Consider the following 22,034-nt stretch of genomic DNA (forward strand, 5'->3'; position numbering starts at 1 on the left):
CTCCTAGTCCAGCGGCAGCTCGAAGTGGAAGGTGGCACCGTGGCCGGGCTCGCTGTCGACCGCGATGCTCCCGCCGTGGGCCTGGATGAGCTGCTTCGCGATGTAGAGACCGAGCCCCAGCCCGCTGACCTCGTTCGGGGACGTGGCCCGCTCGAACCGGACGAAGATGCGCTCGTGGTGCTCCGCGGGGATGCCCGGGCCTTCATCGCGCAGGCTGAACCGCACCTGGTGCCTCCGCCGCTCGACCTTCGCGTGCACGGGCCGGCCAGGCGCGTACTTGATGGCATTGATGAGGAAGTTCGTCAGCACCTGTTCGATGCGAGTGGCGTCGAGCCGGGCCACGATGCCCGCTTCGATGTCCTGCTCCAGCGTGCAGCCCGCCGCCTCCAGCTGGGGTTCGAAGCGCTCCAGGACCGCCGCCATCAACGTGGAGACGTCCGTCTCCACCCGCGTCATGGACAGCTTCCCGGAGCTGATGCGGGACACGTCCAGCATGTCGTTGATCAGCCGGTTCATCCGGTCCACCTGGAGCAGCGTGCCGTCGAGCAGCTTCTTGAGCCTCGCCGCGGTGAACGCCGCCAGGCCCTGGTTTTCGAGGAGCCGCTGGTTCATCTGCGTCTGCAGCTTGAGCGTCGTCAGCGGCGTGTTGAGCTCGTGCGAGGCGACGCCCAGGAACGTGTCCCGCGACACGATGGCCGCGCGCAGGTTCTCCGCCAGCTGTTCGATCTCCCGCTGTTCGTTGACCTGGTCGGTCACCTCGTAGATGAGCACCAGGATGCCGTCGATGTTCCCGGCCGGGTCGCGCTTCGCCTGATAGGTGAAGTTGACGAACATCTCCCGTTCGGTGCCATCCGCCTGGACCATGGACGCGCGCTGCTTGGCGCCGTGGAAGCTCCGGCCCGTCTGGTAGACGCCGTCGAGGATCTCGTAATAGCCCTGGTCCTCCAGCTCCGGCAGCGCCTGCCGGACGGTCTTGTGGAGGAGGTCCTCCGCCGGACGGCCGCTGAACAGCATGGACATGAAGGGCGCGTTCGCGAAGGTATAGACGTGGTGCGGTCCGCTGTGGATGGCGATGCCGAGCGGCGCCTGGGTGAGGAAGCCGTGGAACTCCTGGCGCGCGCGCAGGACCTCCTCCTCGGCCCGCTTGCGGTCGCTGATGTCGAGCGCTGTTCCGACGAACTGGAGGGCCCTGCCTTCCGCGTCGAAGGTCACCTGCCCGCGCGCCTCCACCCAGCGGGCGAGGTGCCCCGGCATCCCCACCACCCGGTGCTCCATGACGTAGCGGCCCTGCGCCCTGCCCGCAAGCGTGGCGGTGATGGCCGCGCGCAGCGCCTCGCGCTCGTCGGGGTGGACGCACTCGAGCACCTGCTCCAGGCGGTAGGCGCCTGCTTCGGGGAGGCCAAAGAGCAGGGCCATCCGCTCGTCCATCCGCATCTGGTTGGCGCGGACGTCCAGTTCCCAGGTGCCTGCTCCGGAAGCCTCCACGACCCGGCGGAGGCGCTCCTTGCTTTGCTTCAGCGCCTGTTCGCCGAGGACCCGCGCGGTGGTCTCCGTGCAGACCACCAGCGTGCCGTGGACCCTGCCCGCGTCGTCGAAGGCGGGAGAGTAGCCATAGGTCCAGTAGACGTCCTCGATGCGGCCGTTGCGGAAGATGGGGACGAGCTGGTCTTCGTTCCAGCTGGCCTTGCCCTCGCGCATCACGTCGTCGATCTGCGGTCCGATGATGGGCCAGATCTCCGGCCAGCACTCCCGGCCTGGCATCCCCAGGGCCGAGGGATGTTTTCCCCGGCCGAAGCTGGGCACGTAGGCGTCGTTGTAGAGCTGGATGAGTCGCGGCCCCCACCAGAGGAACATGGGGTGGCGCGAGTGGAGCATCGTCCGCACCAGGGTCCGCAGTGAGACGGGCCAGCCTTCGACGGGGCCGAGCGGCGTGGTGGCCCAGTCCTTCTCGCGCATCCGGGCGGCCATCTCGCCGGAGCCGCTGAACAGTTCGTCCGCCTTCACGTGGTCCGGCTCCCAGTGTGAATCAGGTGGAAGGCGTCATAGGTGACAACTCCCGCGGAGAATAGAACCAGGCGTGGCCAGGCCAGGGAGCGACCGCTCCCCAGGTGTCGAGCGAATCACACCTCCGTGAAGTCCATGCCGGTGGCTCCGGTGCGCTCCAGCGCCGTCTTCAGGTCCTCGGAGACGATGAGGGCGACGTTCCAACCCCAGGGGCGGAAGATCTTCGCGTCACCCACCTTCGATTTGTCGATGCGCATGATGTCCACGGAGCGGTATTCACCGATCCGCCAGGGCTGACCGTGCCGGGGCTCCCAGAATCGGACCCCTTCCGAAGCCTGCTCGTCGATGCAGCGGATGACTCGGGTGGTGACGAGGATGACGTACTGGTCCGGGTGCTTGGGAATGGTGACGGGGATGAGTTGAACCTCATCCGCCGCGTGCTCCATCAATACGTTGGCGAGCTTGATGTGGACGACAGGGGTCATCCCGCCGGCAATCCAGGAGAAATCCAGCGGCTTGCCTGGCTCCTCGACTGGAACGGTCAGCGTCCCTTCGATCTGGACACGGGTCCCTTGGGTGAACATCCAGGGATCTTCTTCCTCCTGACGGAGGTCATTCCTGGGCGTGTCGAGAAGCCAGATGCCTTCCTGAACGTCCATCGCAAGGTCGAAGTAACGAGCAGCCATGGATTGCTAACGTCCTTGTTTCAGGGTCAGAAGCTTGTTGATGGGAGTTCCTGGCACGGTGGCTTCTTCCGCCAGTTCCCGCAGCGCGCCAGTCAGTGCTTCACGGCATTGCACCACGGTGCGGCAATTTCTTGTGGATAGCTCCAGTCGTCGAAATACCAGGTCATGGTACGCCTTTGGATGCGGTCCCCGGTGGCCATGGACCTCGACGATGTTCTCCGGATCTTTCAGCACCATTCCGGCCTTCTTGAAGATGCGGCGGAAGAGCGGGGTCCACGGTCCACCGTTCTTCGAGGACTTCTCATTCCGGATGGTGGCCAGGTGGTGACGCTGGGGCTTCCCAGGCCGCGATGACATCCGCCTCGAACTCTTCACCCTCCAGCCGGGCCTCGGAAGGGGACGCGCCTTCCTCCTCCCGGGGCGTGACGACGATGCGCTCGCCGTCGTCCGTCTCCAGGTGCACGACCCGTGTCGTCGCGCAGCCCGACACGAGCAACCCCAGCAGCAGTGCCCACCCCAGTTGCTTCATGGATGCCTCCTTACCGGGGCTCACCCAGTTCCCGCAGGAAGAACCGGCGCACGTCGTCCTGGTAGTACCTTCCTTCAGGGCTGTGTCCCTCGCCGGGCATGAGCAACAGGTCGAAGTGCTTGTTCGCGCGCACCAGCGCCTGGGCCATCCGCATCGTCGTGGACAGCGAGGCGTTCACGTCGCTCGTTCCGTGCATCAGCTTGAGCGCCCCCTGGAGCTTGTCCGCCAGCGCTTCGTTGGAGCCCGCCGCGTAGCCTTCCGGGTTCTCCGACAGCAGGCCCATGTTCGGCTCGTTGATGATGGCTTCTTCCGTCAGGGCGCCCGGTGCTCCCGCGTAGCCCGCCTTGAAGAACTCCGGCGCCGTCAGCATGCCCCGCAGCGCGAAGTAGCCTCCCCAGGAATGTCCATGGATGCCCACCCGCTCCAGGTCCATGTAGGGCCGGCTGGCTGCCGCCTGCTTCAGCGCCGCGACGTGGTCTGGAATCTCCGTCTGGCCCACGCGGCCGTAGTTCACGTCCTGGAATGCCTTGCTTCGTCCCGGCGTGCCTCGACCGTCCAGCACCATGGCTACGAACCCGAGCTGCGCCAGCGAGTGCGCGATGCGCGACTCATACGAGCCCACGTAGCCCCAGGGCACCATCGTCGTGAACGGCCCCGCGTAGATGACGTCGATGACCGGGTAGCGCTTCTTCGCATCGAAGTTCCATGGCTTGTACAGCACGCCGTACAGGGGCGTGACGCCGTCCGCGGCCTTGACCGTGATTCCTTCCGGCGGCGTGTAGTGCAGCTCCGCCAGGGCGCTCGTGTCCGCCTTCGCGTAGCGGAAGGAGGGGCGCCCCTCCGTGGAGGTCACGTCCCAGACCCGGGGCTGCTCCCGCGTGGAGTGCCCATCCACGAAGTACCGCGTGGACGGTGACAGCACGGGCCGGTGCATCCCGGGCTCCGGAGACAGCCGCTTCAGCGCCCCGCCCGGAATCGCTGCCCGATACACCAACCGGTCATAGGGAGCCCCGGGCTCGGCGGAGGCCAGGACGAAGCAGGCATCCGACTTCGGCGAGACACCCACCACCGCGTGGACCGGAAACGCGCCCCGGGTGACCTGGCGCACGAGCCTACCGGAATAGTCATACAGGTAGACGTGACGCCAGCCATCGCGCTCGGACATCCAGAGGAAGTGCTGGTTGTCCGGCAGTGGCTTCACCTGCTGGGCCCACCCGCCCGCCGCGAAGTCCAGTGCCCCGACAAAGGTGTCCTTCCGCTCCTCCCGCAGCACGCGGCGGCGCTTGCCTGTCGCGGGCTCCACCGCCACCAGGTCCAATCGCTTTCCATCCCGCGACAGCTGGAGCACCAGCGCTTCACCGCCGTCCGGACGCCAGCCCGCGAACCAGTCGTAGCGCTCCGTGGAGTCACCCGGCGCGGGCGTCACCTGTCCCATCTCCACCGTGACGAAGTGCAGCTCCGAGCGCATCAGCGGGGTGCCCACCTTGGAGTAGGGGGCCCACGTCACCTTCTCCAGCGCGCTGCCGTAGTCGACCAGGGGAATCCGGTGCATGCCCCGCATGTCGTCGTGCCAGACCGCCACGTACCGGCCCTGGGGGGACCACGCCGCTTCGGGCAGCCGCCAGGGCGCGTCCTCCGTGCCGGTGCGCTCCAGGCGGGTCGCGCCCTTCGCGTCCACCACCGCGAACCCCGTGTCCCGCTGCACCGCGACCGCCCCGCCATCCGGAGACAGGATGTTGCCGGGCACGAGTGACAGCGCCGATGGATGCGTGGGCTCGAACGCCACGAGCCGCTTGTCGCTCAGCCCCAACGAGAACGTCCGGCCCTGGACGGCGAAGACGATGGCTTTCGCATCGGCGGTGAGCGTGAAGCGCATGGCGACGGGCAACGGCACCGGCCTGCCGAACACCTGCGTGAGTTGGGAACGCAGTGACTCCGCGTCCAGCAGGGGCTGCTGGGTGCGCCGCTGCGCATCCACCAGGACCCAGGTCTCTCCAAGGGGCTCGGTCCGGGACCCATAGACGAACCGTTCGCCCTCGGGCAGCCACTGGGGCGGCGTGAAGGTGTCCCGGATGCGGTCGACCCAGTGGAGCGACGCCTCCGAAAAGTCGAGCCGCTCCTGGAGCGTTTCCCTGGCTTGCGCGCCATCCGCCATCGCCATGCAGGGGACGGTGAGTCCCGCGAGGAGGAGCGCGATGCGCACGCGCGACAGGAGTCCACCAGAGCGGAGCAGGGGAGGCGTCATGGGCAATCTCCGGGACGGAGTGAAGGGAAACGTCAGGCCAGGCGTCGCGGTGCCGGGGCGGCAAGCAGCTCCACCAGCGTCTTCAATCCCCGCTCCAATTCCTCGCGGGAGCCGGCCGCGCCCAGAGACACCCGGAGCGCATTGGGGGCATGGCCCGGCCGGGCCGAGAACAGGTGCGCGGGGCCGAGCAGCACGTCACGCGCGGCGGCTTCCTCGACGAGTCCCGCGGCGCGGCGGTGCTCGGGGATGGGCATCCACAGGAAGTACGCGCTGGCGTGCGCGACGTAGGGATGGCCCTTCAACACCTTCGCCGCCAGGGCCTGGCGTGCCGTGGCTTCAGCCCGCCGCGCGTCGCGGAGGGACTCGGCCGTGCCGTCCGTCACCCATTGCGTGGCCAGCTCGTTCAGCAGGGGCGACCCCGACCAGGCCGTGGCCGCGGCGGCCTGCTCCAGCGCCAGACGCGCATGGGCCGGCGCCCGGATGTAGCCGACGCGCAGCGCGGGCAGCACCGCCTTGGACAGACTCCCCAGGTGGTATGTCCGCTCGGGCGCCAGGGCGGCCAGGGGGGCGGGCGCCTTCGCCACGAGCGGCGCCAGCGCGCCGTTCTCGATGAGGGTGACGTCGAACTCGCGGCAGACCTCGACCAATGCCTGCCGCCGCTTCAACGGCATGACGGCCGTGGTCGGGTTGTGGTTCGTGGGCGTGCAGTAGAGCACCCGCGCCTTGCTCCTCCGGCAGGCCTCCGCGAGCGCCTCGGGCACGAGTCCCTCCGCGTCGAGGGCCACCGGATGTGTCGGCAGCCGGAGCCACTCCGCGGCGGCGAGGACCCCGGGGTAGGTGAGGTCCTCCACCAGCAGTCCGTCCGGGTGCGCGAGCAGGGACAACACCATCAAGGTCGCGTGCTGGGCCCCGCCGCACACGGTGACCTCTTCGCTCGTGGCCGGGACCCCCGCGAGCTCCAGCCAGCGAGCCCCCGCCGCGCGCTGGGCCTCCGTGCCCGCGTGGGCCTGATAGCCACTGAGCGCGCCCAGGTCCGCGCGCTCACCCAGGCGCCGGAGCGCGGCCGCGAGCGCGAGGTGCCCCAGGTCTCCGGGGACGATGGGCACCGCCGTGGGCCCCAGGTCGATGCGCGTCCGGTCAAGCTGGGGCGAGTAGCGGTCCCCCTCCCGCAGATCCCTCACGAACGTCCCGTTGCCCACCTGGCTCCAGATGAGGCCCCGCCGTTCCGCCTCGGCGTAGGCCCGGGTCACCGTGCCCAGCGACGCCCCCAGCGTGCTCGCGAGCTCCCGGTGCGTGGGCAGCCGGTCCCCCGCGCGCAGCCGCCCCGCGCTGATGTCCGCCGCGAGCGCCTCGACAAGCGCCCCGTAGAGGGGGCCAGCGGAGCGTTTCAGGCGCGGCTTCCAATTGGAGCGGGACATGGTTCAGATTGTACCATGACAATCAGAGGCTTGTGCCAGGGCCCTGGGGTTTTCGCCTCGGGGTGCCTCGGTCTGGAATCTGGCGCAGGCAGCGGAGCGGGCCGGCCTGGGTCACTACACCTCAGTGAACCGCATGCCGGTAGCGCCGGTGCGCTCCAGGGCCGTCTTCAGGTCCTCGGAGACGATGAGAGCGATCTTCCAGCCCCAGGTGCGGAACACCCTGGCGTTGCCCACCTTCGACGGGTCGATGCGCATGCCCACGACGGACGCGTACTGGCCTGCCTTCTCGGGCTGTTTGTGCTTGATGGGATCCCAGTACTCCACTTCCCGGGATGCCTTGTCGTCGATGCAGCGGATCAACCGGGTGGCCACGAGCATGCTGAACTGTTCGGGGTGTCCCTGGATGTCGACCGCGAAGAGCTGGACGTCATCGGGCGCAAGCTCCGCGAAGACGGTGGCCAGTTTGACGTGAAGGATGGGCGTACTTCCGATGCCTGCTTCAGAGTAGTCCAGCGGCTTTCCGGGCTCGTCGATAGGAACGCGAAGGTGGCCTGGTGACTGGATGGGCTTCCCCGCACTGAACATCCATGGGTCCTCGACTTCCACGGCTCCTTCATCGACGAAATCACCCAGGTACCAGCGCCCCGGTGCGTAGACGTCTTCTGACAATCTGAAGTACCGGGCTGTCATGGTCGTGGCTGTCCGTGGCCTTGAGTCAGCAATCGATTGAGTTCCGTGCCCTTCGTCCTGGCTTTCTCACCGAGGACCCTGAGGGCGCCGGTCAGGGCCTCGCGGCATGCCTCCACGCTGCGGCATTCAGAAGTCGCTTGCCTCAACCTGTCATAGACGAGTTGATGGTACTCGGCGGGATGAGGGCCCCGGTGGCCCGGGACCTCGACGATGTTCTCCGGATCCTTCAGTTCCATGCCGGCCTTCTTGAAGATGCGCCGGAAGAGTGGGGTCCACGGTCCACCCGTCTTCGCGGACTTCTCATTCCGGATGGTGGCCAGATGGTGCCGCTGGGGCTTCCCAGGCCGCGATGACATGGCGACCGCGTTGGGTGCGAGCGCAATGGTGAAGCCCTCCGCTGTCATCGCCACGGAGCGCACGCCCCCAAGGGCCACGAACTGGAGGCCCGCCTGCGTCTCCACGGCGACCGCTGCCTGCGCGGAGCCCGGCAGGGTCGGGGCCTTCATCGCAAGCCCCGCGGTGTTGCCAATCGCCGCCGTGGCCAGCATCACGAAGACGCGCGCGGCGTTCCTGCCCAACACTTCTCCGTAGGCCTCGCCCGCGTCGCGCACCTGGAGGAACGTGGTGGCCTGGTCCACGTGGCGCACCAGCGTCACCCAGCCGTCGAGGATGCGCCACACCGTGTCCACGCCCAGGTAAGCAATCGCCGTGGCGGTGATGAGGGCGGCGAGTCCCTTGGACAGAGGCTCCGGCATGGCCCAGAGCAGCAGGTACATCGTCACGGTGGAGGTCATCGTGGCCATGACGGCCTGGGGACTCGCCATGCCCTCCAGGGCTTCGGCCGTCTCATGCCAGACGGAATCCATCGCGATGGCCATGGCCAGCGCATAGCGGCCATCGCTGCCCAGCAACGGGCCTTCGTCCAACAGTCGCAGGCAATCCCCGGCCTGCTTGCGCTTCTTGTCGCACCACTGCCTGTAGCCGCGCGTCAGGTCGTCCGACGCATCCAGCAGGCGCAGGTCGCGTGCCTCTTCTTCACCCAGCGGGACGATCTGCCGGGTCCGCTCCCGGAAGCCGAAGAGGCCGCTGCGCTCCGGCAGGCCGAAAAGGTCTCGCGCTTGCCTCAGCGGATGCGCGAAGGGCCGGACGTCCCGCGCGAGCGTCCTTACCGCTGCCTTGAACTCGTCCTCCTCCAGCCGGGCCTCGGAAGGGGACGCGCCTTCCTCCTCCCGGGGCGTGACGACGACGTGCTCGCCGTCGTCCGTCTCCAGGTGCACGACCCGCGTCGTCGCGCAGCCCGACACGAGCAATCCCAGCAGCAGTGCCCACCCCAGCCGCTTCATGGGTGCCTCAGTCCTCCGTCAGCAGGAGGCTCCAGAGCAGCACCTTCTTCTTGCCCGGAGGCCGGTGCAGGCAGCGGAGCGGGCCGTCCTGGGACGCCACGAACACGATGGCGCCGGAGTGCTGGTTGGCGAAGACCGCCGCGGCGCGGTGGCGCGAGCCGTGCTGGCTGATGGGGTAGTGCGGCCCGGGCCGCCCCTGGAGCGTGCGCGCCTCGAAGACCTGCGGCGGGCCGCTGCGCGGGATGGCGATCTGATACCCCGCGCAGAGCACCTCCAGCTCCGGCCCCAACACCAGCGCGTTGTCCACCGCGGTGAACTGCCCGATGCTCTCCACCAGCGCCTGGAAGTCGCTCTCCGTCACCTTGTCGTCGTGCTCGGCGGCGGCCTTCTTCAACTCCGGATCCTCTTCCTCCTCCGCCGCCTTGCCGGCCTCCGCCTGCCACGCGCCGTTGATGAGGTCCGCTCTCGCCTGGACGAAGCGCTGCAACCGCTGGCGGAGCAGCGAGCCCTGCTCCGGCGGCAACACGTACTTGCCTCGCGTGCGGAAGCGCTCCACGTCGTGCTGCTTGGGCAGCAGCGCGATGAGCCCCCCGTGGTGCAGCCCCGCCATCTTCCGGATGAGCCCCTGCACCGCGTTGGACACGTACCACTCGCGGTTGCCGCCCATCAGCGGCTGCACCTTGGGCAGGGACTCCACCAGCGTGGAGCACATCTCCATCAGCGCCGCGCGCACCGCGCTGTCCTCGTGGAAGAGCAGGTCGTGCAACGCCACGCGACGGCCCGGCGGCACCGGCGCGCCCTGCTCGTAGCGGAACACCTCGCGCCCCTGCGTGCTCACCACCAGGTGGCCCGGCTCCGGCGCGTGCAGGATGAAGACGTCCTCCTCGCCCTCGGCGTGGAACTCCGTGTACTCCACCCGGCGCGCCAGCCCCTGGATGCGCAGCTTGCCCTCGCGCGGCCCCACCACCACCGCCGTGCGAGGCAGGTGCGCCGCGGGCGCCAGCTTCACCAGCGCCTCCACGCTGAAGTCCGTGATGCTCGACTTGGGCTCCAGGGGCAGCGTCTCCCACGCCTGCCGCTTCCCCTTCTGACCGCCGATGTAGACCGTCTCGCGCACCGCCTGAAGGCCCTGCAACCCCTGCGCGTGGTAGGCGATGCGCACGCGCGTGGCCTCGCCTTCCTCCCGGCCCAGGCTCGCGAAGAACACCGTGTCCGCCAGGACGACCAGCAGCTTCAGCGTCGGCTCGGCCACGGGCGTCTTGGCGAACTGGCGCAGCCAGCTGCGCAGGGCTTCTCCGGGATATTGCAGGCCGGGTTCATCCATCGGGCGGGCAGCATAATCACGGCGCCGCGCTTCCCGGTGGAAGTCACGCACGCGCCGCGATGCGGCGTCCGTTTCCCACCGTGCGCCCGGCCTGTAGCGCCGCCGTCCAACTCCACGGCCTGAAGCCCGCGCCTCATTCCTCGATGAGCGGCTGGAGCGTGCCGAACCGCTCCAGGCCCTGGTCCAACGCGGAGCGCACCGCGTGGAGCAGGGCGCCATCCGACAGCCGCCGCACCAGGACGATGCCGGAGGCCACGTAGGACGGCGCACCGCCCAGCCGTGCCTCCAGCGCCTCCAGGGTGAGCACGGTGAGGACGAAGCGGCGTCCGTCGCGCAGCCGCACCACCAGGTCCCGGGAGCCCTCGAAGTGCAGCGCCGGGGGCTCCGCGATGAGCAGGGAGGCGATCCGCTCATCCTCGGTGTCGATGGACCGCATGCCTGACCGTTCGCGCGTCGAGCGTCGCATGGCGGGGACGATGGCGACCCCCACCCGCGCCTACAACCCGTGCCGCCGGGAGGGCCGCATCGTCCGACAGCGCCCGGCCCTGGGGGACAGGGGGGCGGGCAAGGGAGCGGACACGCCGGACAAGACGAACGGGCCGGACCGGGTGTATGGCCCCAGGCCTCCCATGCCCGCCGAGCCGTCCACCCTGTCCACCTGGGGCCTCCCCGGGATGTTCTTCGTCGCCATGCTGGCGGGCTCCGTGGTGCCGGTGCCCTCCGAGGCGATGCTCGCCGCCCTCATCTACAACGGCACCCCGCCGGTGATGGCCACGGTGGTCGCCACCGTGGGCAACGTGCTGGGCGCCATCACGCTCTACATCCTGGGCCAGTGGGTGTCGCGCGGCGGTGGCGGGGCCGTGGGCCGGTGGGTGTCTCGCCGCCGGGAGAAGGAAGGCCCCCGCATGGCGCGCGTGGAGGCGAACCTGCGCACCTGGGGCGCCCCCGCCCTGCTCATGTCGTGGCTGCCCATCCTGGGGGACGCGTTCGTGCTCGCGGGCGGCTTCGTGGGCGTGCGCCCCTTTCCCTTCGTTGTCTTCGTCACCCTGGGCAAGGGCCTGCGCTACGCCTTCGTCGCGCTGTCCACCACGGCCGCGATGTAACAATGCGTAACATTGCGCGCCCCCGAGGGGTGGGATGCGCCGCTCACGCAGGGTTTCAAGGAATGTGACGGATAAGCGGCGTCGGCGTCGTGTACGCGGAATACTGCGTCCGCGGCGCTGCCGCGACGTCCTTGAACCCCAATGGCTCCCGGGTTTGCCGGGAGCAGGATGAAACATTGTGAGCCTGAAACAAGACCTCTTCCGGCGGCCTGCCGCCTCCTGGCGCACGTGGTCCTTCACGCTGGTGTGCGCGGCGCTCAGCGCGTGCGGTGGCTCCGTGGAGGCGGACGCGGATGAGACGGCGCCGGAGTTCGTCGCGCGCGAGGACTCGCTGGCCAACGTGCGGCTGCGCCTGATGGCGGCCAACCTGAGCAGCGGCACGGGCCAGGACTACGACCCGGGCCACGGCATCCGCATCTTCCAGGGGACCGACGCGGACGTCGTGATGATCCAGGAGTTCAATTACAAGACGGACTCCGCGGCGGACATCCGCAGCTTCGTGGACACCGCCTTCGGCACGGGCTTCTCCTACTACCGCGAGGCCGGCGCGCAGATTCCGAACGGCATCATCAGCCGCTACCCCATCATCGCCTCCGGCGAGTGGGACGACACGCAGGTGTCCAACCGCGACTTCGCGTGGGCGCGCATCAACATCCCGGGCCCCAAGGACCTGTGGGCCATCAGTGTGCACCTGCTGACGACCAGCTCCAGCATCCGCAACACGGAAGCGTCCAACCTGGTGAAGTTCATCAACGCCAACGTGCCCGCCGGGGACTTCCTGGTGATTGGCGGTGACTTCAACACCGGCAGCCGCAGCGAGGCGGCCTTCAGCACCTTCTCCAGCGTGGTGAGCACGGCGTCGCCGTACCCGGCGGACCGCAACGGCAACACCAACACCAACGCGGGCCGCAGCTCGCCGTATGACCACGTGCTGGTGGACAGCGACCTGCGCGCCTACCAGACGTCGGTCGTCATCGGCTCCAGCACCTTCGCCAACGGCCTGGTGGCGGACACGCGCGTGTACTCGCCCATCTCCGACATCTCCCCCGCGGTGTCGGGCGACAGCGGCGCGTCCGGCATGCAGCACATGGGCATCATCAAGGACTTCCTCATCCCCGGGGACGGCACCACGTCCTCCTCCGTGACGGTGCTGTCGCCCAACGGCGGTGAGAGCTGGGTGGCCGGCTCGGCGCACACCATCACCTGGTCCGCGTCCGGCGTCACCAACGTGAAGGTGGAGTACTCGCTGAACGGCTCCACCTGGACGACGCTGACCTCCAGCGCGTCCGGCGGCAGCGTGGCGTGGACGGTGCCCTCCAGCGCCAGCACCAACGCGTGGGTGCGGGTGAGCGACGCGAGCGACGCCTCCACCAGCGACCTGTCCAACGCGGCCTTCGCCATCACCACGGGCGGCGGCTCCGGCACGGGCAACGTGTTCATCAACGAGGTGTTGATCAACGAGCCGGGCTCCGACGTGAACGGCGAGTTCGTGGAGCTGGTCAACAGCGGCACGGCGGCGGTGGACCTGAGCGGCTGGACGGTGTCGGACAGCACGAACGTGCGCCACACCTTCGCCAGCGGCACCACGGTGGCGGCGGGCAAGGCGGTGGTGGTGTTCGGCGGCGCGGCGGGCATCCCGTCCGGCACGGTGGGCGCGGTGGCCGCGTCCACGGGCACGCTGGGGCTGGGTAACAGCGGTGACACCATCACCGTGAAGAACAGCGCCGGCACGGCGGTGGATACGGCCACGTTCGCCTCGTCGCTCGCGGGCACGGACGGCGTGTCCGCCAACCGCAGCCCGGACGCGTCCTCCACGGGCGGGTTCGTGCTGCACACGGGCGTGTCCAGCCTGAGCAGCTCGCCGGGTACGCGCGCCAGCGGCTCCGCGTTCTAGTGATGAACACCGCGCCTCCGGACCGTGCTGGTCCGGAGGCGTGACCTGGGACAGTGTGCCCCCGTCCGTCCCGCTTCCGGACGCGAGGAGCCCGCCCCCCATGTTGAAGGTCCACCACCTCTCCGAATCCCGCTCGCAGCGCATCCTCTGGCTTCTGGAGGAGCTGGGGCTCGACTACGAGGTCGTCCGCTACGAGCGCGATCCGAAGACGGGGTTCGCCCCACCGGAGCTCAAGGCCATCCACCCGCTGGGCAAGTCGCCGCTGGTGGAGGACGGCGGAAGCGTTCTGGCGGAGTCCGGCGCCATCATCGAGTCGCTGATCCGCAAGCACGGCCAGGGCCGGCTTTCGCCCGCGCCGGAGGACCTGGACCGGTACGCGCACTTCCTCCACTACGCGGAGGGCTCCGCGATGCTGCCCATCGTGCAGCTGCTCTACGTGAAGCGGCTGGGGGAGGCCGCGGCGCCCATCAAGCCGCGCATCGACTCCGAGCTGAAGAACCACCTGAGCTACCTGGAGGGGGTGCTTCAGGGCCGTGAATACCTGGTGGGCAACGCGCTGACGGGCGCGGACATCCAGCTCTCCTTCGTGCTGGAGGCCGCGAAGTCCTTCCGGCTGCTCGGGGAGTTCCCGAACCTCACGGCCTACCTCGACCGGCTCCACGCGCGCCCCGCGTACCAGCGGGCCCTGGAGCGGGGCGGGCCCTACAAGATGGGCCGCTGAAAGACGACGGGCCGCCCCGGGAGCACCTCGGGACGGCCCGCAACCTGTCCGACAGCCGGACTAGTTCCGCGACGCCTCGCGCAGGCGGGGCGGCACGCGGGGGCCGAAGACGGGCGGCTCCTCCGACAGGTCGACCTTGGGGGCGCGCTTCAGCGGCGAGATGCCCATCCAGCGGTTGAGGGTGGCCTTCGCCTCCGCCTGCGGGACCGCCGGCAGCTGGCTGATGCGCGAGCCGTGGTTTCCGCCCGCCACCGTGTACAGATAGGAATCCTGCGCGTTGCCCAGCACGTAGGCCGCCGCCGTCCAGGGGTCGTAGCTGCCGTAGATGAACATCAGGCGCTGCCCCTGGGTGGACACCCAGTCCTGGATGTCCGGCATGGCCTGCGGGCGGAAGACGTACGGGATGCCCGGCGGCGAGTACACCTCACCGGTGTCGGTGTCCGGGAAGTGGATGAGCGCGCCCAGGTGCTTCTCATAGGGCTGGGGCCAGCCCAGCTCCACCGCGGCCTGGTAGTAGTAGGCGGCGTACGGCTTGATGCCCGAGTCCGCGAACGACCCCATGCCCACCTCGTAGTCCATCGCGTCGAACAGCTGCTGGTCCGTCGCGGTGGTGTCGGGGATGTTCCGGGTGCAGTTCCCCGCGCCGTCGTACTGCCAGAAGGCGAAGTAGGTCTCGATGGCGGCGTGCTCCAGGGCCAGCTCGAAGCCGAGCTGCGAGTACGTCAGCTTCGGATTCTGCTCCTCCGCGTAGGCCTTCAGGAGCGTGAGCATGTTCTCCCGGCGCGAGAGCACTTCACGCTGGAAGGCCCACAGCCGCTCGCGGCACGCGAGCTGCGCGTCCCCGCCCACGCTGTCCTGGAACGTCACGAAACGTTCGTCGTTGCGCTTCGCGATGGGGGCCACGTACGCCACGGTGGCGTCCACGTCGTCCGGGTGGAAGCGGCGGAAGAACACCACCGTCTCACCGCCCTTGCTGCCACCCGTGGACACCCACTTGCCGGTGTAGATGCGCTTGAGCGCCTGGGTGAGGCGGTGGAAGTCATCCGCGGACTGGCGGATGGTGAGGTGGCTCCAGTCCGCGGGCGACGGGATGCTGGGCGGGAAGAAGCGGTGCTCCACGGCGACCTGGTTCGCGCCCAGGAGCTGCGTGGGCTCGCTGCGGCCGGTGCCGGTGGAGACGTTGTAGCCGCTGGTGGAGAGCACCATCGGGCTGGCGTCCGCCTTGTGCAGCAGCGTCATGCGCTGCTCGAAGCGCTGGCATTCCGGGTGGGCGTGGTCCGACGGCTGGTTGTACCTCAGGATGAAGAACCGGTAGCCCGCCGGCACGGTCGCGCCGTTGGGGTTCTCCTGCACGGTGAGGCCCGGGATGGCTTCCAGCCGGACCCGGATGTCCAGCGATGTGTTGGTGATGACGCTCAGGTCCGGCGTCTGCTCAACCCAGCCGCTCGGCGTGCAGGCCACGCCGCCGTCGGTGCCCGCGTCCTCGGAGCCCGTGCCCGCGTCCGTTCCGGTGCCCGCGTCGACATCGGTGCCCGCGTCCGTTCCGGAGCCGGCATCGACATCGGCGCCCGCATCGACATCGGTGCCAGCATCGGTGTTCGTGCCCGCATCCACGATCGGGGTACCGCTGTCAGGACGCGGGTCGTCCGGGTCATCCTCGCCGCAGGCCAGCGGACCGGCGAGCAGCGTGAGCAGGGGAAGGAGCAGCACCCAGCGCGACGGGGCCGCCGCGTGGGAGTGCCGGAATCTCAGGGGAGTCTTCATCGGTCCGCGTTCCTCGGCATCCGCTTCCGCCGGGCCAGCCCCGGCGAGCGACGAAGCCCGCGCGGATTCCACTCTCAAGGCCGGATCATGTTCAAGGGGGCCGTCCCGGTGAGGTCCTCCACGCTGTCGAAGAGGAGCTGCCCGATGTAGTTGAAGTTGTGTGCCCATGCGCCCGGGTCCTTCCTACTCAACTGGTAGTTGTGGGCGGCCTTCACGAGCGCTGGAGTGAATGGCGCGAACGCGTTGGCGGAGACGGACTCGGTGGCGCTGCAGGTGCCGTCCTTGTCCGTGTCCTTGAAGAAGTAGGGATTGACCTCGCCGTTGTAGCAGAGGCCATTGCCGGTCACCCCGCGCATGGCCGTCAGCAGGCGTGCGGCCATTCCCGAGACCTCCGCGTCCAGGGGCTCCGTGGTGTTCGCGTCGCCGTCGTAGTCGGCCAGGTGGACGACGCGGATCTGCTCCGCCGCGTCCTGGTCCGCGTGGCAGGTCTCACAGCGCTCGCTCCACACGTCCGCGATGCGGAAGGTGTGGTTGCTCTTGCCCGGCACATGGCAGCTGGTGCACTGCGCCCCGCCCATGTGCGTGAGCCGGCTGGCGTAGGTCTTGTTGGGGTACTCGTAGCCAATCCGGGCCTGCGTTCCTTCACGCGTCCCCGCGGCCGGCAGGTAGTGCACGTTCTGGAACCGCGGCGTGCCGCCCGCCGCCAGCGCCGCGTCGATGGTGGCCTTGGACGCGCGGCCGATGTGGCAGTTGGCGCAGAGGTTGTCCTGGCCCGGCAGGTTCACTGTCTTGCCGTCCGGAAGCCACGTCTGGGCCGGGATGAAGACGTCGTAGTCGGGCTCGAAGTTCTCGTGGCAGGTGGAGCACTCCAGGCCGTTGGCGGTCTCCGGCACCAGCTGACCGACCCCGTACTGGACGAAGAACCGGTAGCCCTGCGCACCGCTGTGGCAGCGCGAGCAACTGGCCTGGACGGTCTCGCTCGAGTCCCAGTTGCGCGCCGCCTTGCTGGCGCCGTTGAAGTGGCCCGGGTCGTTGCGCACCAGCAGGGACGTATCGAAGGGCACGGCCAGCGCCTCGTTCATCGACTTCGTCGAGTCATGCAACAGCTGGAGGATGTACTTGGCGTTGTGCGCGAACGCGCCCGGATCCACGCGGGACAGCTGGTAGTTGTACGCCGCCTTCTGCAAGCGGGGTGTCCAGTGGGCGAACGCGTTGGTGGCGGCGGATTCGGCCTGACTGCACGTCCCGTCCCCGTTGGTGTCCTGGAACCAGTAGGGGTGGGTGTCGCCGTAGCAGAGGGGCCAGGCCCGCTCCGCGCCGTACCGCTGGATGGCGGCGAGCAACCGGTCACGCAGCCCCTGGATCTCGAAGTAGATGCCCTCGGTGCGGTCGTGGTCCCCGTCGTAGTCCTGGTTGCGCGAGGCGATCTGCCGGATGTTCCAGGCCTTCGTGACGTCGGTCACGCCGGGATGGCAGGTGGCGCAGGCATCCCAGCGGACCCGCGTGGTGTGCGGGTCATGGCATTCGTTGCACTTGTCGAAGTTGGGGACGTGGCGGAAGCGCGAGTCGTAGACCTGGTTCGCGTACTGGTAGCCGCCGGCGGCCTGGCTGGCGAAGAGCGTCGCGCCCGCGGGGTAGTAATGGATGTTGGTGAAGCCCAGTGCCGGTGAGGCGGTGTCCTCGCCCACCACGCCCGCGTCCGCGACCTGCGCGTCGATGTCCTTGCCCGACGCGCGCCCCTGGTGACACACCACGCACCGCGCCTCCGGCCCCAGGCCGGTGACCTGCTTTCCCGAGGGGAAGGTGACCGCGGTCAGCCCGGAGGCCGCGCTGTCGTGGCACGTCTCGCAGCGGACCACGGACTGCGTGCGGCCGGGGGCATCCACCCGTCCGGGGGCGGAGCCGTCGCCGCCCAGGAAGTCGATATAGCCCTCCGAGCTGTGGCACCGCGCGCAGGTGGTGGGAACCATGCCGTCCTCGTTCCAGTGGGAGAAGGCCTCGGCGGTGGTGTCCGCATGCGGCGAGCCGGACCAGGCGAGGTAATAGGGCACCTGGCTGGGATCGACGCCCGCGTCGCCCGTGAGGCCGCCCAGCACCACCACGACGTGACGCGCCTCCAGCCGGGACTGCGCGCCGGTGACCTTCACCGCGGTCTCGCCCGCGCCAACGCCTGTCACCTGTCCGGTGTCGTCCACGGTCGCGATGGCCGGGTTCTCGCTCTCCCATTGGTAGCCGTCGTCGGTGGCCTCGCGCGTGGTGGCCGTGAGCTGGAGCGTCTGACCCACGAGCACCGAGTGCGGGCCGTCGGTGATGATCTCCGGGTGGGGTGTCTCCAGTCTGGCGCAGGCGCTCAACGTGAAGGCCAGGAGCATCCGTCCGGCCAGGAGCAGGAGAGGTCGTCTCATCGAAGCCTTCTCGGGGATGAAGTGCGTCATGGTTGAGCGCCTCCGGAGATCCACGCCAGGAGGGTCTGGTACTCCGGCGTGCTCTCTCCGTAGATGGCTCCGCCGCCGTGGCCCGCGCCGGACGCCTTGCGCAGCAGCCGGCTGGCGGAGGGATTGGATGCGTCCGTCAAGGAGCTGACCTCCGCGTAGTCAGCGTCGGCATCGCCGGTCAGCACGAAGGAGGTGCTGCCCGCGGCGCCTCCCGCGCGATGACAGGTCTGACAGCCGGTGGTGAGGAGCGGATGGACGTCGCTGGCGAAGGAGACGGTGGTTCCACCGTCCCCGCCGCTGCCGCCGCCGTCGGTGGGCGGGACCCCCGCGTCGGGGGAGGGCGCGCCACGGTGGAGGTCCGCGCACCCAACGACCAGCGCGAACATCACGGTGAGGACCGCGGCCCGTGTCTGGATGCGGGAATCAGAACTCATACGCCACCACCAGCCGGGTGAAGTCGTCCGGCGTTTCGTCTGTCTTCTCCAGGTTCCAGAACTGGAAGAGGCCGGCGCTCAAGCCCCGCCACCGGGCGACCACGCCCACGTTGTGGCTGGAGCCGTCCTCCCGGGTGAGCGCGTTCGAGTCCAGGATGAGGCCTCGCCGGTTTCCGAACGTGCGCAGCCCCTGCCGGTACTGGACGTAGAGCCAGTCCGTGGGGTGGTAGCGAAGCTGGAGGTAGCTGGCGAAGTGGTAGTAGTCCGCGCCCGGCCCGCCGTAGCCCTCCGCCTCGCCTCCGGAGACATCCGCGCGCAGCAGCCCGGCGCCCAGCGAGAAGTGCTCCAGCACCGGAAGCCCGCGCGGACGCCACACCGCCACGTCCAGCGCCTGGAGGAACAGGCGGCGCCCGAACCCCAGTGAATTGAAGTAGGGCGAGTACCACACGTTGATGGGCCCCCAGGAGCCGCCAAGCCTTGCTCCGACGCCCAGGCGGGTGTCCTCCAGCGGTGCCAGGTCCGACTGGAGGTTGAGCACCGCGTCGGCGCGCTTCAGCCGGTAGCCGGAGATGACGTAGGCATCGCCGGAGAGGGCGATGGGCCCCAGACGGCGCTCCACGTTCACCGTCAGCCCTTCCCGGGCGAACACCACCGGAAGCACCCGCTGGTCGAAGCCGGCGAGCCCTCCGTAGCTGTGATGGAAGAGCGGATCCCCGCCGAAGGGCACCAGCACCTTGCCGCCCTTGGCGAACACCTTCACCGGCCAGGACGCTCCGTTGATCCGGTAGCCCACCTCCCAGAACTGCAGCGACAGCACTTCCAGGGTGAGGGTCACCGGGTCTTCGGCGGACTGCCGCGTCAGGAAGAGGAAGTGGTGGTAGCTGCGCAGCGCGCTCTCGCCCTCGGCCTTGAAGGGGTGGTCGTTGTAGTTGATGCGCTCGTAGTTGAGGTCGAAGCGTCCGTTCAGGCTCAGCGAGCCGAGGACCGGGAAGGTTCCCAGCGGTACGCCTGCATGCGGGCCGGAGGGGACGGGAGGCGCAGCGGGTGCGGCGGCGGGCTCGGGTGCGGTGGGCGCGGGTGGGGCGGTGGCCACGGCGGTGTTCGCGGTGGCTGGCGGGGTCGTCCCCAACGCGCCCGCGTCAATCCAGCGGGCCAGGAGCGCCAGCTGCGCGCTGCCCGGTTCCCACACCGCGCCGCCCGGGTGCGAGTCACCCTTCGCTCGCTGGTACAGGAGGCTGCTGGCGGCAGCGCCGGGCACCACCAGCGGCGCCACCGACCGCAGGTGCGCGTCTGGATCCGTGTGGGTGAGGTAGCGGCTGGCTCCGGCCATCCCGTCGGAGGCATGACAGCTGGAGCAGTCCGCCAGCAGCGCCTCGTGGACCTGGGGAGCGAAGCGCGGCGCTGCCGAAGCGTCCTCGGAGGGAGCCGTGGGTGGCGTACCGGCGCTCGCGGACGCAGCCGGCGCCGTGGATGGCGGACTGGGACTCGCGGACGCAGCCGGCGCCGTGGATGATGAACCAGCACTCGCGGACGCAGCCGGCGCCGTGGGTGATGAACCGGCACTCGCGGACGCAGCCGGCGCCGTGGGTGATGAACCGGTACTCGCGGACGCGGAAGGCGCCGTGGATGGTGAACTGGCACTCGCGGGCGCGGAAGGCGCCGTGGGAACCGGGCTGGAAGCGGAGGGCGCGGACGCAACCGGCGCCGCCTGGGTGCCAGCCCGTGCCCTGCCGGGCGGGGCGCCACCTTCAATCCACCGCAGGAGCGTCGCGTACTCCACCGACTCCACCGCGAGGACCTTCTTGCCGCCGTGAAGGGCGGTGCCGGTGCCCTTCTTGAGCAGCGGACTCTGGGCGGCGGTGGCGGTCTGCACGAAGCGGACGGTGGCGTCGTAGTCCTCCGGCCCGCCTTTCAGCACCCAGCGGGATCTGGACGCCTTGCCCTCCGGGCTGTGACAGGACCCGCACGCCTTCTCCAGGATGGGCCGGGCGTCATCCGCGAAGCCCGGCACGCGCGGCCGTGCCGCGATGGGATTCCGGGTGGCTCTCGCGGGGGCGGCGGGTGACGGCGTCCCCGGTTCGACGACACCCGCGTCGGGCGCCGCCTGCGCATGTCCGGGAGGCTCGGGGGGCGGCTTGATGCCCAGCCGCTCCTGGAGCTGCCGCCGCTTCTCCTCCTGCGACTGCGCCCGCGTGAGGCTGGGGACGGCCAGCACCAGCGCGCAGGCAAACAGTGTCCAGGCACTGCGCTCAGCGACGCGCATGGCATGCCTCGCAGCTCATGGAGCTCTGGGCCCTGGCGGCCCGTCCGTCATGGCAGCGCCCGCAGTAGCGGCCCTCTCGCATGTCTTGATGCGTGAAGCCCAGCCGGGCCTGCGGGAACGTGCCGGGGTGGCAGCTGTAGCAGTACATGGAGCCATGCCCCCAATGGGAGAACAGCGCCGGAGCAGGCGCGGCGCGCTCCTTGAGCGGAGGCAGCCGCACGTCCTGCGGCGAGTTCACGGCGAAGATGGGCGTCGTGAACAGGAGAAGGATGGCGAGCCCGGCCCGCCACCACCCCCCGCGCGGGGAGGGGGCGCCAGGCGGATGCGAAGGGGCGGAACTCATAGGGCCCTTTGCTCCTTCAGGATTCTCCAGACCGTGACGCCGTAGAGCAGGACCCCCAGCAGGACCAGGGGGACGCCCACGGCGGTGGAGATGACGAAGGTCAGTGGCGTCCAATACAAGAGGGCGAACAGCTGGATCAGCAGCCCCGCCAGGACGAAGAGGGCCGCCACCCGGATGCGCTTGTCGTGGCTCATGGGCGCGCTCGCTCCGGCAGCCAGAAGTTCTGGGCCTTCACGCCCTCCAGGTCGTGCGCGAGGTCATGACAGCTCAGGCACGAGCGGGCCCCGCTCTGGAGCTCCGCCTGGAGCTCCCGGTGCGGCCCGGCCTCCAGGTAGCCGCGCGCATCGTTGTGGCAGTGGAGGCAGTTGTAATTGGGATACGGCTGATAAAGCCGGGGCTCCGGGGGAATGGTCCCGAAATAGTGGACCCAGACGTGCCGCAGGCCGTTGAGCTTGGCCTTGGCGTCCCCGAAGAGCGCGTAGTCCGTGTGGCAGGAGAAGCAGGTGGAGTCGCGGTTGATCAGCCGCTTCTGGTAGTGGACCGCGGCCAGGGCATTCGGGTTGTCCACGAACAGGCTCTGCCCGTAGGGCTCCATCTCGTGGCAGCCCATGCAGAACTGGGTCTGGCTGGATTCGCGCACGCCCACCGCGACCCCGGTGCCGCTGACGGCCAGCGGCAGGAGGGCCAGTCCTCCGAGCAGCACCAGGCGTCCCAGCCGGTTCGCGGTGAGGTGGCCCGCGGCATGGGCAATCATCGCCACCAGCACGGCCACCGCGCTGACAATCACAATCATGAGGGTGGGCAGTGGGGTCTCCATGGGGCCTGGGTCGTGAGAACC

19 protein-coding genes and 1 pseudogene are annotated in these 22,034 nt (G+C 69.3%); 3 read left to right on the forward strand and 17 right to left on the reverse strand.

Annotated elements, in window-relative coordinates; all coding sequences use genetic code 11:
- Positions 1–3: 3 nt before the first annotated feature.
- The 10 genes and pseudogenes from D7X32_RS17065 to D7X32_RS17110 form a co-directional block, all read right to left on the reverse strand.
- On the reverse strand, positions 4–2,004 hold the full coding sequence (locus D7X32_RS17065; RefSeq protein WP_120603613.1) for a PAS domain-containing sensor histidine kinase: 2,001 nt from the start codon (positions 2,002–2,004) through the stop codon (positions 4–6).
- 116 nt (positions 2,005–2,120) lie between these two features.
- Positions 2,121–2,690, reverse strand: coding sequence for an imm11 family protein (locus D7X32_RS17070; protein ID WP_120603614.1), 570 nt, complete (start codon positions 2,688–2,690; stop codon positions 2,121–2,123).
- A gap of 6 nt (positions 2,691–2,696) precedes the next feature.
- A pseudogene (locus D7X32_RS17075) lies at positions 2,697–3,047 on the reverse strand (AHH domain-containing protein); the annotation flags it as partial.
- Complete coding sequence (locus tag D7X32_RS17080; RefSeq protein ID WP_120603616.1) at positions 2,992–3,219, reverse strand: hypothetical protein; 228 nt, start codon at positions 3,217–3,219, stop codon at positions 2,992–2,994. The pseudogene D7X32_RS17075 and the gene D7X32_RS17080, both read right to left, overlap by 56 nt.
- Positions 3,220–3,229: 10 nt before the next feature.
- Positions 3,230–5,464 carry a S9 family peptidase gene (locus D7X32_RS17085; protein WP_120603617.1) on the reverse strand — a complete coding sequence of 745 codons (2,235 nt, stop codon included), beginning with the start codon at positions 5,462–5,464 and terminating at the stop codon, positions 3,230–3,232.
- Between the two features lie 32 nt (positions 5,465–5,496).
- Entirely contained in the window at positions 5,497–6,882 is a 1,386-nt protein-coding gene (locus tag D7X32_RS17090; RefSeq protein WP_120603618.1) for an aminotransferase-like domain-containing protein, read from the reverse strand.
- Between the two features lie 114 nt (positions 6,883–6,996).
- Positions 6,997–7,572, reverse strand: a complete 576-nt coding sequence (locus tag D7X32_RS17095; RefSeq protein WP_120603619.1) for an imm11 family protein — start codon at positions 7,570–7,572, stop codon at positions 6,997–6,999.
- The gene (locus tag D7X32_RS17100; RefSeq protein WP_120603620.1) at positions 7,569–8,915 is read right to left on the reverse strand and encodes an AHH domain-containing protein; all 1,347 of its coding nucleotides are present in this window, start codon (positions 8,913–8,915) and stop codon (positions 7,569–7,571) included. The genes D7X32_RS17095 and D7X32_RS17100 overlap by 4 nt, the downstream gene beginning before the upstream one ends.
- Positions 8,916–8,922: 7 nt before the next feature.
- Complete coding sequence (locus D7X32_RS17105; protein ID WP_120603621.1) at positions 8,923–10,239, reverse strand: putative sensor domain DACNV-containing protein; 1,317 nt, start codon at positions 10,237–10,239, stop codon at positions 8,923–8,925.
- A gap of 133 nt (positions 10,240–10,372) precedes the next feature.
- Complete coding sequence (locus D7X32_RS17110; protein ID WP_120603622.1) at positions 10,373–10,675, reverse strand: hypothetical protein; 303 nt, start codon at positions 10,673–10,675, stop codon at positions 10,373–10,375.
- Between the two features lie 193 nt (positions 10,676–10,868).
- On the opposite strand from D7X32_RS17110, the gene D7X32_RS17115 reads away from it, so the two are divergent.
- The 3 genes from D7X32_RS17115 to D7X32_RS17125 all read left to right on the forward strand — a co-directional run bounded on the left by D7X32_RS17115 (position 10,869) and on the right by D7X32_RS17125 (position 13,957).
- Positions 10,869–11,342, forward strand: a complete 474-nt coding sequence (locus D7X32_RS17115; RefSeq protein ID WP_120603642.1) for a YqaA family protein — start codon at positions 10,869–10,871, stop codon at positions 11,340–11,342.
- A 178-nt stretch (positions 11,343–11,520) separates the two neighbouring features.
- Complete coding sequence (locus D7X32_RS17120; RefSeq protein ID WP_120603623.1) at positions 11,521–13,236, forward strand: lamin tail domain-containing protein; 1,716 nt, start codon at positions 11,521–11,523, stop codon at positions 13,234–13,236.
- A 100-nt stretch (positions 13,237–13,336) separates the two neighbouring features.
- On the forward strand, positions 13,337–13,957 hold the full coding sequence (locus tag D7X32_RS17125; protein ID WP_120603624.1) for a glutathione S-transferase family protein: 621 nt from the start codon (positions 13,337–13,339) through the stop codon (positions 13,955–13,957).
- A 60-nt stretch (positions 13,958–14,017) separates the two neighbouring features.
- On the opposite strand, the gene D7X32_RS17130 is transcribed toward D7X32_RS17125, so the two are convergent.
- From D7X32_RS17130 to D7X32_RS47535, 7 genes are all read right to left on the reverse strand, one after another.
- Positions 14,018–15,721, reverse strand: coding sequence for a S28 family serine protease (locus D7X32_RS17130; RefSeq protein WP_120603625.1), 1,704 nt, complete (start codon positions 15,719–15,721; stop codon positions 14,018–14,020).
- A gap of 74 nt (positions 15,722–15,795) precedes the next feature.
- Positions 15,796–18,126 (reverse strand): Ig-like domain-containing protein, encoded by a 2,331-nt coding sequence (locus tag D7X32_RS17135; RefSeq protein WP_158625704.1) that lies wholly within the window; start codon positions 18,124–18,126, stop codon positions 15,796–15,798.
- Positions 18,127–18,152: 26 nt separating this feature from the next.
- Positions 18,153–18,590 (reverse strand): hypothetical protein, encoded by a 438-nt coding sequence (locus D7X32_RS17140; protein ID WP_120603627.1) that lies wholly within the window; start codon positions 18,588–18,590, stop codon positions 18,153–18,155.
- Positions 18,580–20,853 (reverse strand): hypothetical protein, encoded by a 2,274-nt coding sequence (locus D7X32_RS17145; RefSeq protein WP_120603628.1) that lies wholly within the window; start codon positions 20,851–20,853, stop codon positions 18,580–18,582. Before D7X32_RS17145 ends, D7X32_RS17140 begins: the two co-directional genes overlap by 11 nt.
- Positions 20,840–21,196, reverse strand: coding sequence for a c(7)-type cytochrome triheme domain-containing protein (locus D7X32_RS17150; RefSeq protein WP_120603629.1), 357 nt, complete (start codon positions 21,194–21,196; stop codon positions 20,840–20,842). The genes D7X32_RS17145 and D7X32_RS17150 overlap by 14 nt, the downstream gene beginning before the upstream one ends.
- Positions 21,193–21,390: a hypothetical protein gene (locus D7X32_RS17155; RefSeq protein WP_120603630.1), complete on the reverse strand. Its 198-nt coding sequence runs from the start codon at positions 21,388–21,390 to the stop codon at positions 21,193–21,195. Before D7X32_RS17155 ends, D7X32_RS17150 begins: the two co-directional genes overlap by 4 nt.
- The gene (locus D7X32_RS47535; protein WP_120603631.1) at positions 21,387–22,013 is read right to left on the reverse strand and encodes a NapC/NirT family cytochrome c; all 627 of its coding nucleotides are present in this window, start codon (positions 22,011–22,013) and stop codon (positions 21,387–21,389) included. The genes D7X32_RS17155 and D7X32_RS47535 overlap by 4 nt, the downstream gene beginning before the upstream one ends.
- Between the last annotated feature and the right edge of the window lie 21 nt (positions 22,014–22,034).

The organism is Corallococcus carmarthensis, assembly GCF_003611695.1.
Lineage (GTDB): Bacteria > Myxococcota > Myxococcia > Myxococcales > Myxococcaceae > Corallococcus > Corallococcus carmarthensis.

Bases quoted from the DNA above. Each gene is read 5' to 3' on its own strand.
- D7X32_RS17085 (WP_120603617.1), bottom strand. From the start codon at position 5,464: ATGACGCCTCCCCTGCTCCGCTCTGGTGGACTCCTGTCGCGCGTGCGC.
- D7X32_RS17095 (WP_120603619.1), bottom strand. From the start codon at position 7,572: ATGACAGCCCGGTACTTCAGATTGTCAGAAGACGTCTACGCACCGGGG.
- D7X32_RS17100 (WP_120603620.1), bottom strand. From the start codon at position 8,915: ATGAAGCGGCTGGGGTGGGCACTGCTGCTGGGATTGCTCGTGTCGGGC.
- D7X32_RS17110 (WP_120603622.1), bottom strand. From the start codon at position 10,675: ATGCGGTCCATCGACACCGAGGATGAGCGGATCGCCTCCCTGCTCATC.
- D7X32_RS17090 (WP_120603618.1), bottom strand. From the start codon at position 6,882: ATGTCCCGCTCCAATTGGAAGCCGCGCCTGAAACGCTCCGCTGGCCCC.
- D7X32_RS17115 (WP_120603642.1), top strand. From the start codon at position 10,869: ATGCCCGCCGAGCCGTCCACCCTGTCCACCTGGGGCCTCCCCGGGATG.
- D7X32_RS47535 (WP_120603631.1), bottom strand. From the start codon at position 22,013: ATGGAGACCCCACTGCCCACCCTCATGATTGTGATTGTCAGCGCGGTG.
- D7X32_RS17150 (WP_120603629.1), bottom strand. From the start codon at position 21,196: ATGAGTTCCGCCCCTTCGCATCCGCCTGGCGCCCCCTCCCCGCGCGGG.
- D7X32_RS17135 (WP_158625704.1), bottom strand. From the start codon at position 18,126: ATGAGACGACCTCTCCTGCTCCTGGCCGGACGGATGCTCCTGGCCTTC.
- D7X32_RS17145 (WP_120603628.1), bottom strand. From the start codon at position 20,853: ATGCGCGTCGCTGAGCGCAGTGCCTGGACACTGTTTGCCTGCGCGCTG.
- D7X32_RS17155 (WP_120603630.1), bottom strand. From the start codon at position 21,390: ATGAGCCACGACAAGCGCATCCGGGTGGCGGCCCTCTTCGTCCTGGCG.
- D7X32_RS17105 (WP_120603621.1), bottom strand. From the start codon at position 10,239: ATGGATGAACCCGGCCTGCAATATCCCGGAGAAGCCCTGCGCAGCTGG.
- D7X32_RS17130 (WP_120603625.1), bottom strand. From the start codon at position 15,721: ATGAAGACTCCCCTGAGATTCCGGCACTCCCACGCGGCGGCCCCGTCG.
- D7X32_RS17125 (WP_120603624.1), top strand. From the start codon at position 13,337: ATGTTGAAGGTCCACCACCTCTCCGAATCCCGCTCGCAGCGCATCCTC.
- D7X32_RS17070 (WP_120603614.1), bottom strand. From the start codon at position 2,690: ATGGCTGCTCGTTACTTCGACCTTGCGATGGACGTTCAGGAAGGCATC.
- D7X32_RS17140 (WP_120603627.1), bottom strand. From the start codon at position 18,590: ATGAGTTCTGATTCCCGCATCCAGACACGGGCCGCGGTCCTCACCGTG.
- D7X32_RS17080 (WP_120603616.1), bottom strand. From the start codon at position 3,219: ATGAAGCAACTGGGGTGGGCACTGCTGCTGGGGTTGCTCGTGTCGGGC.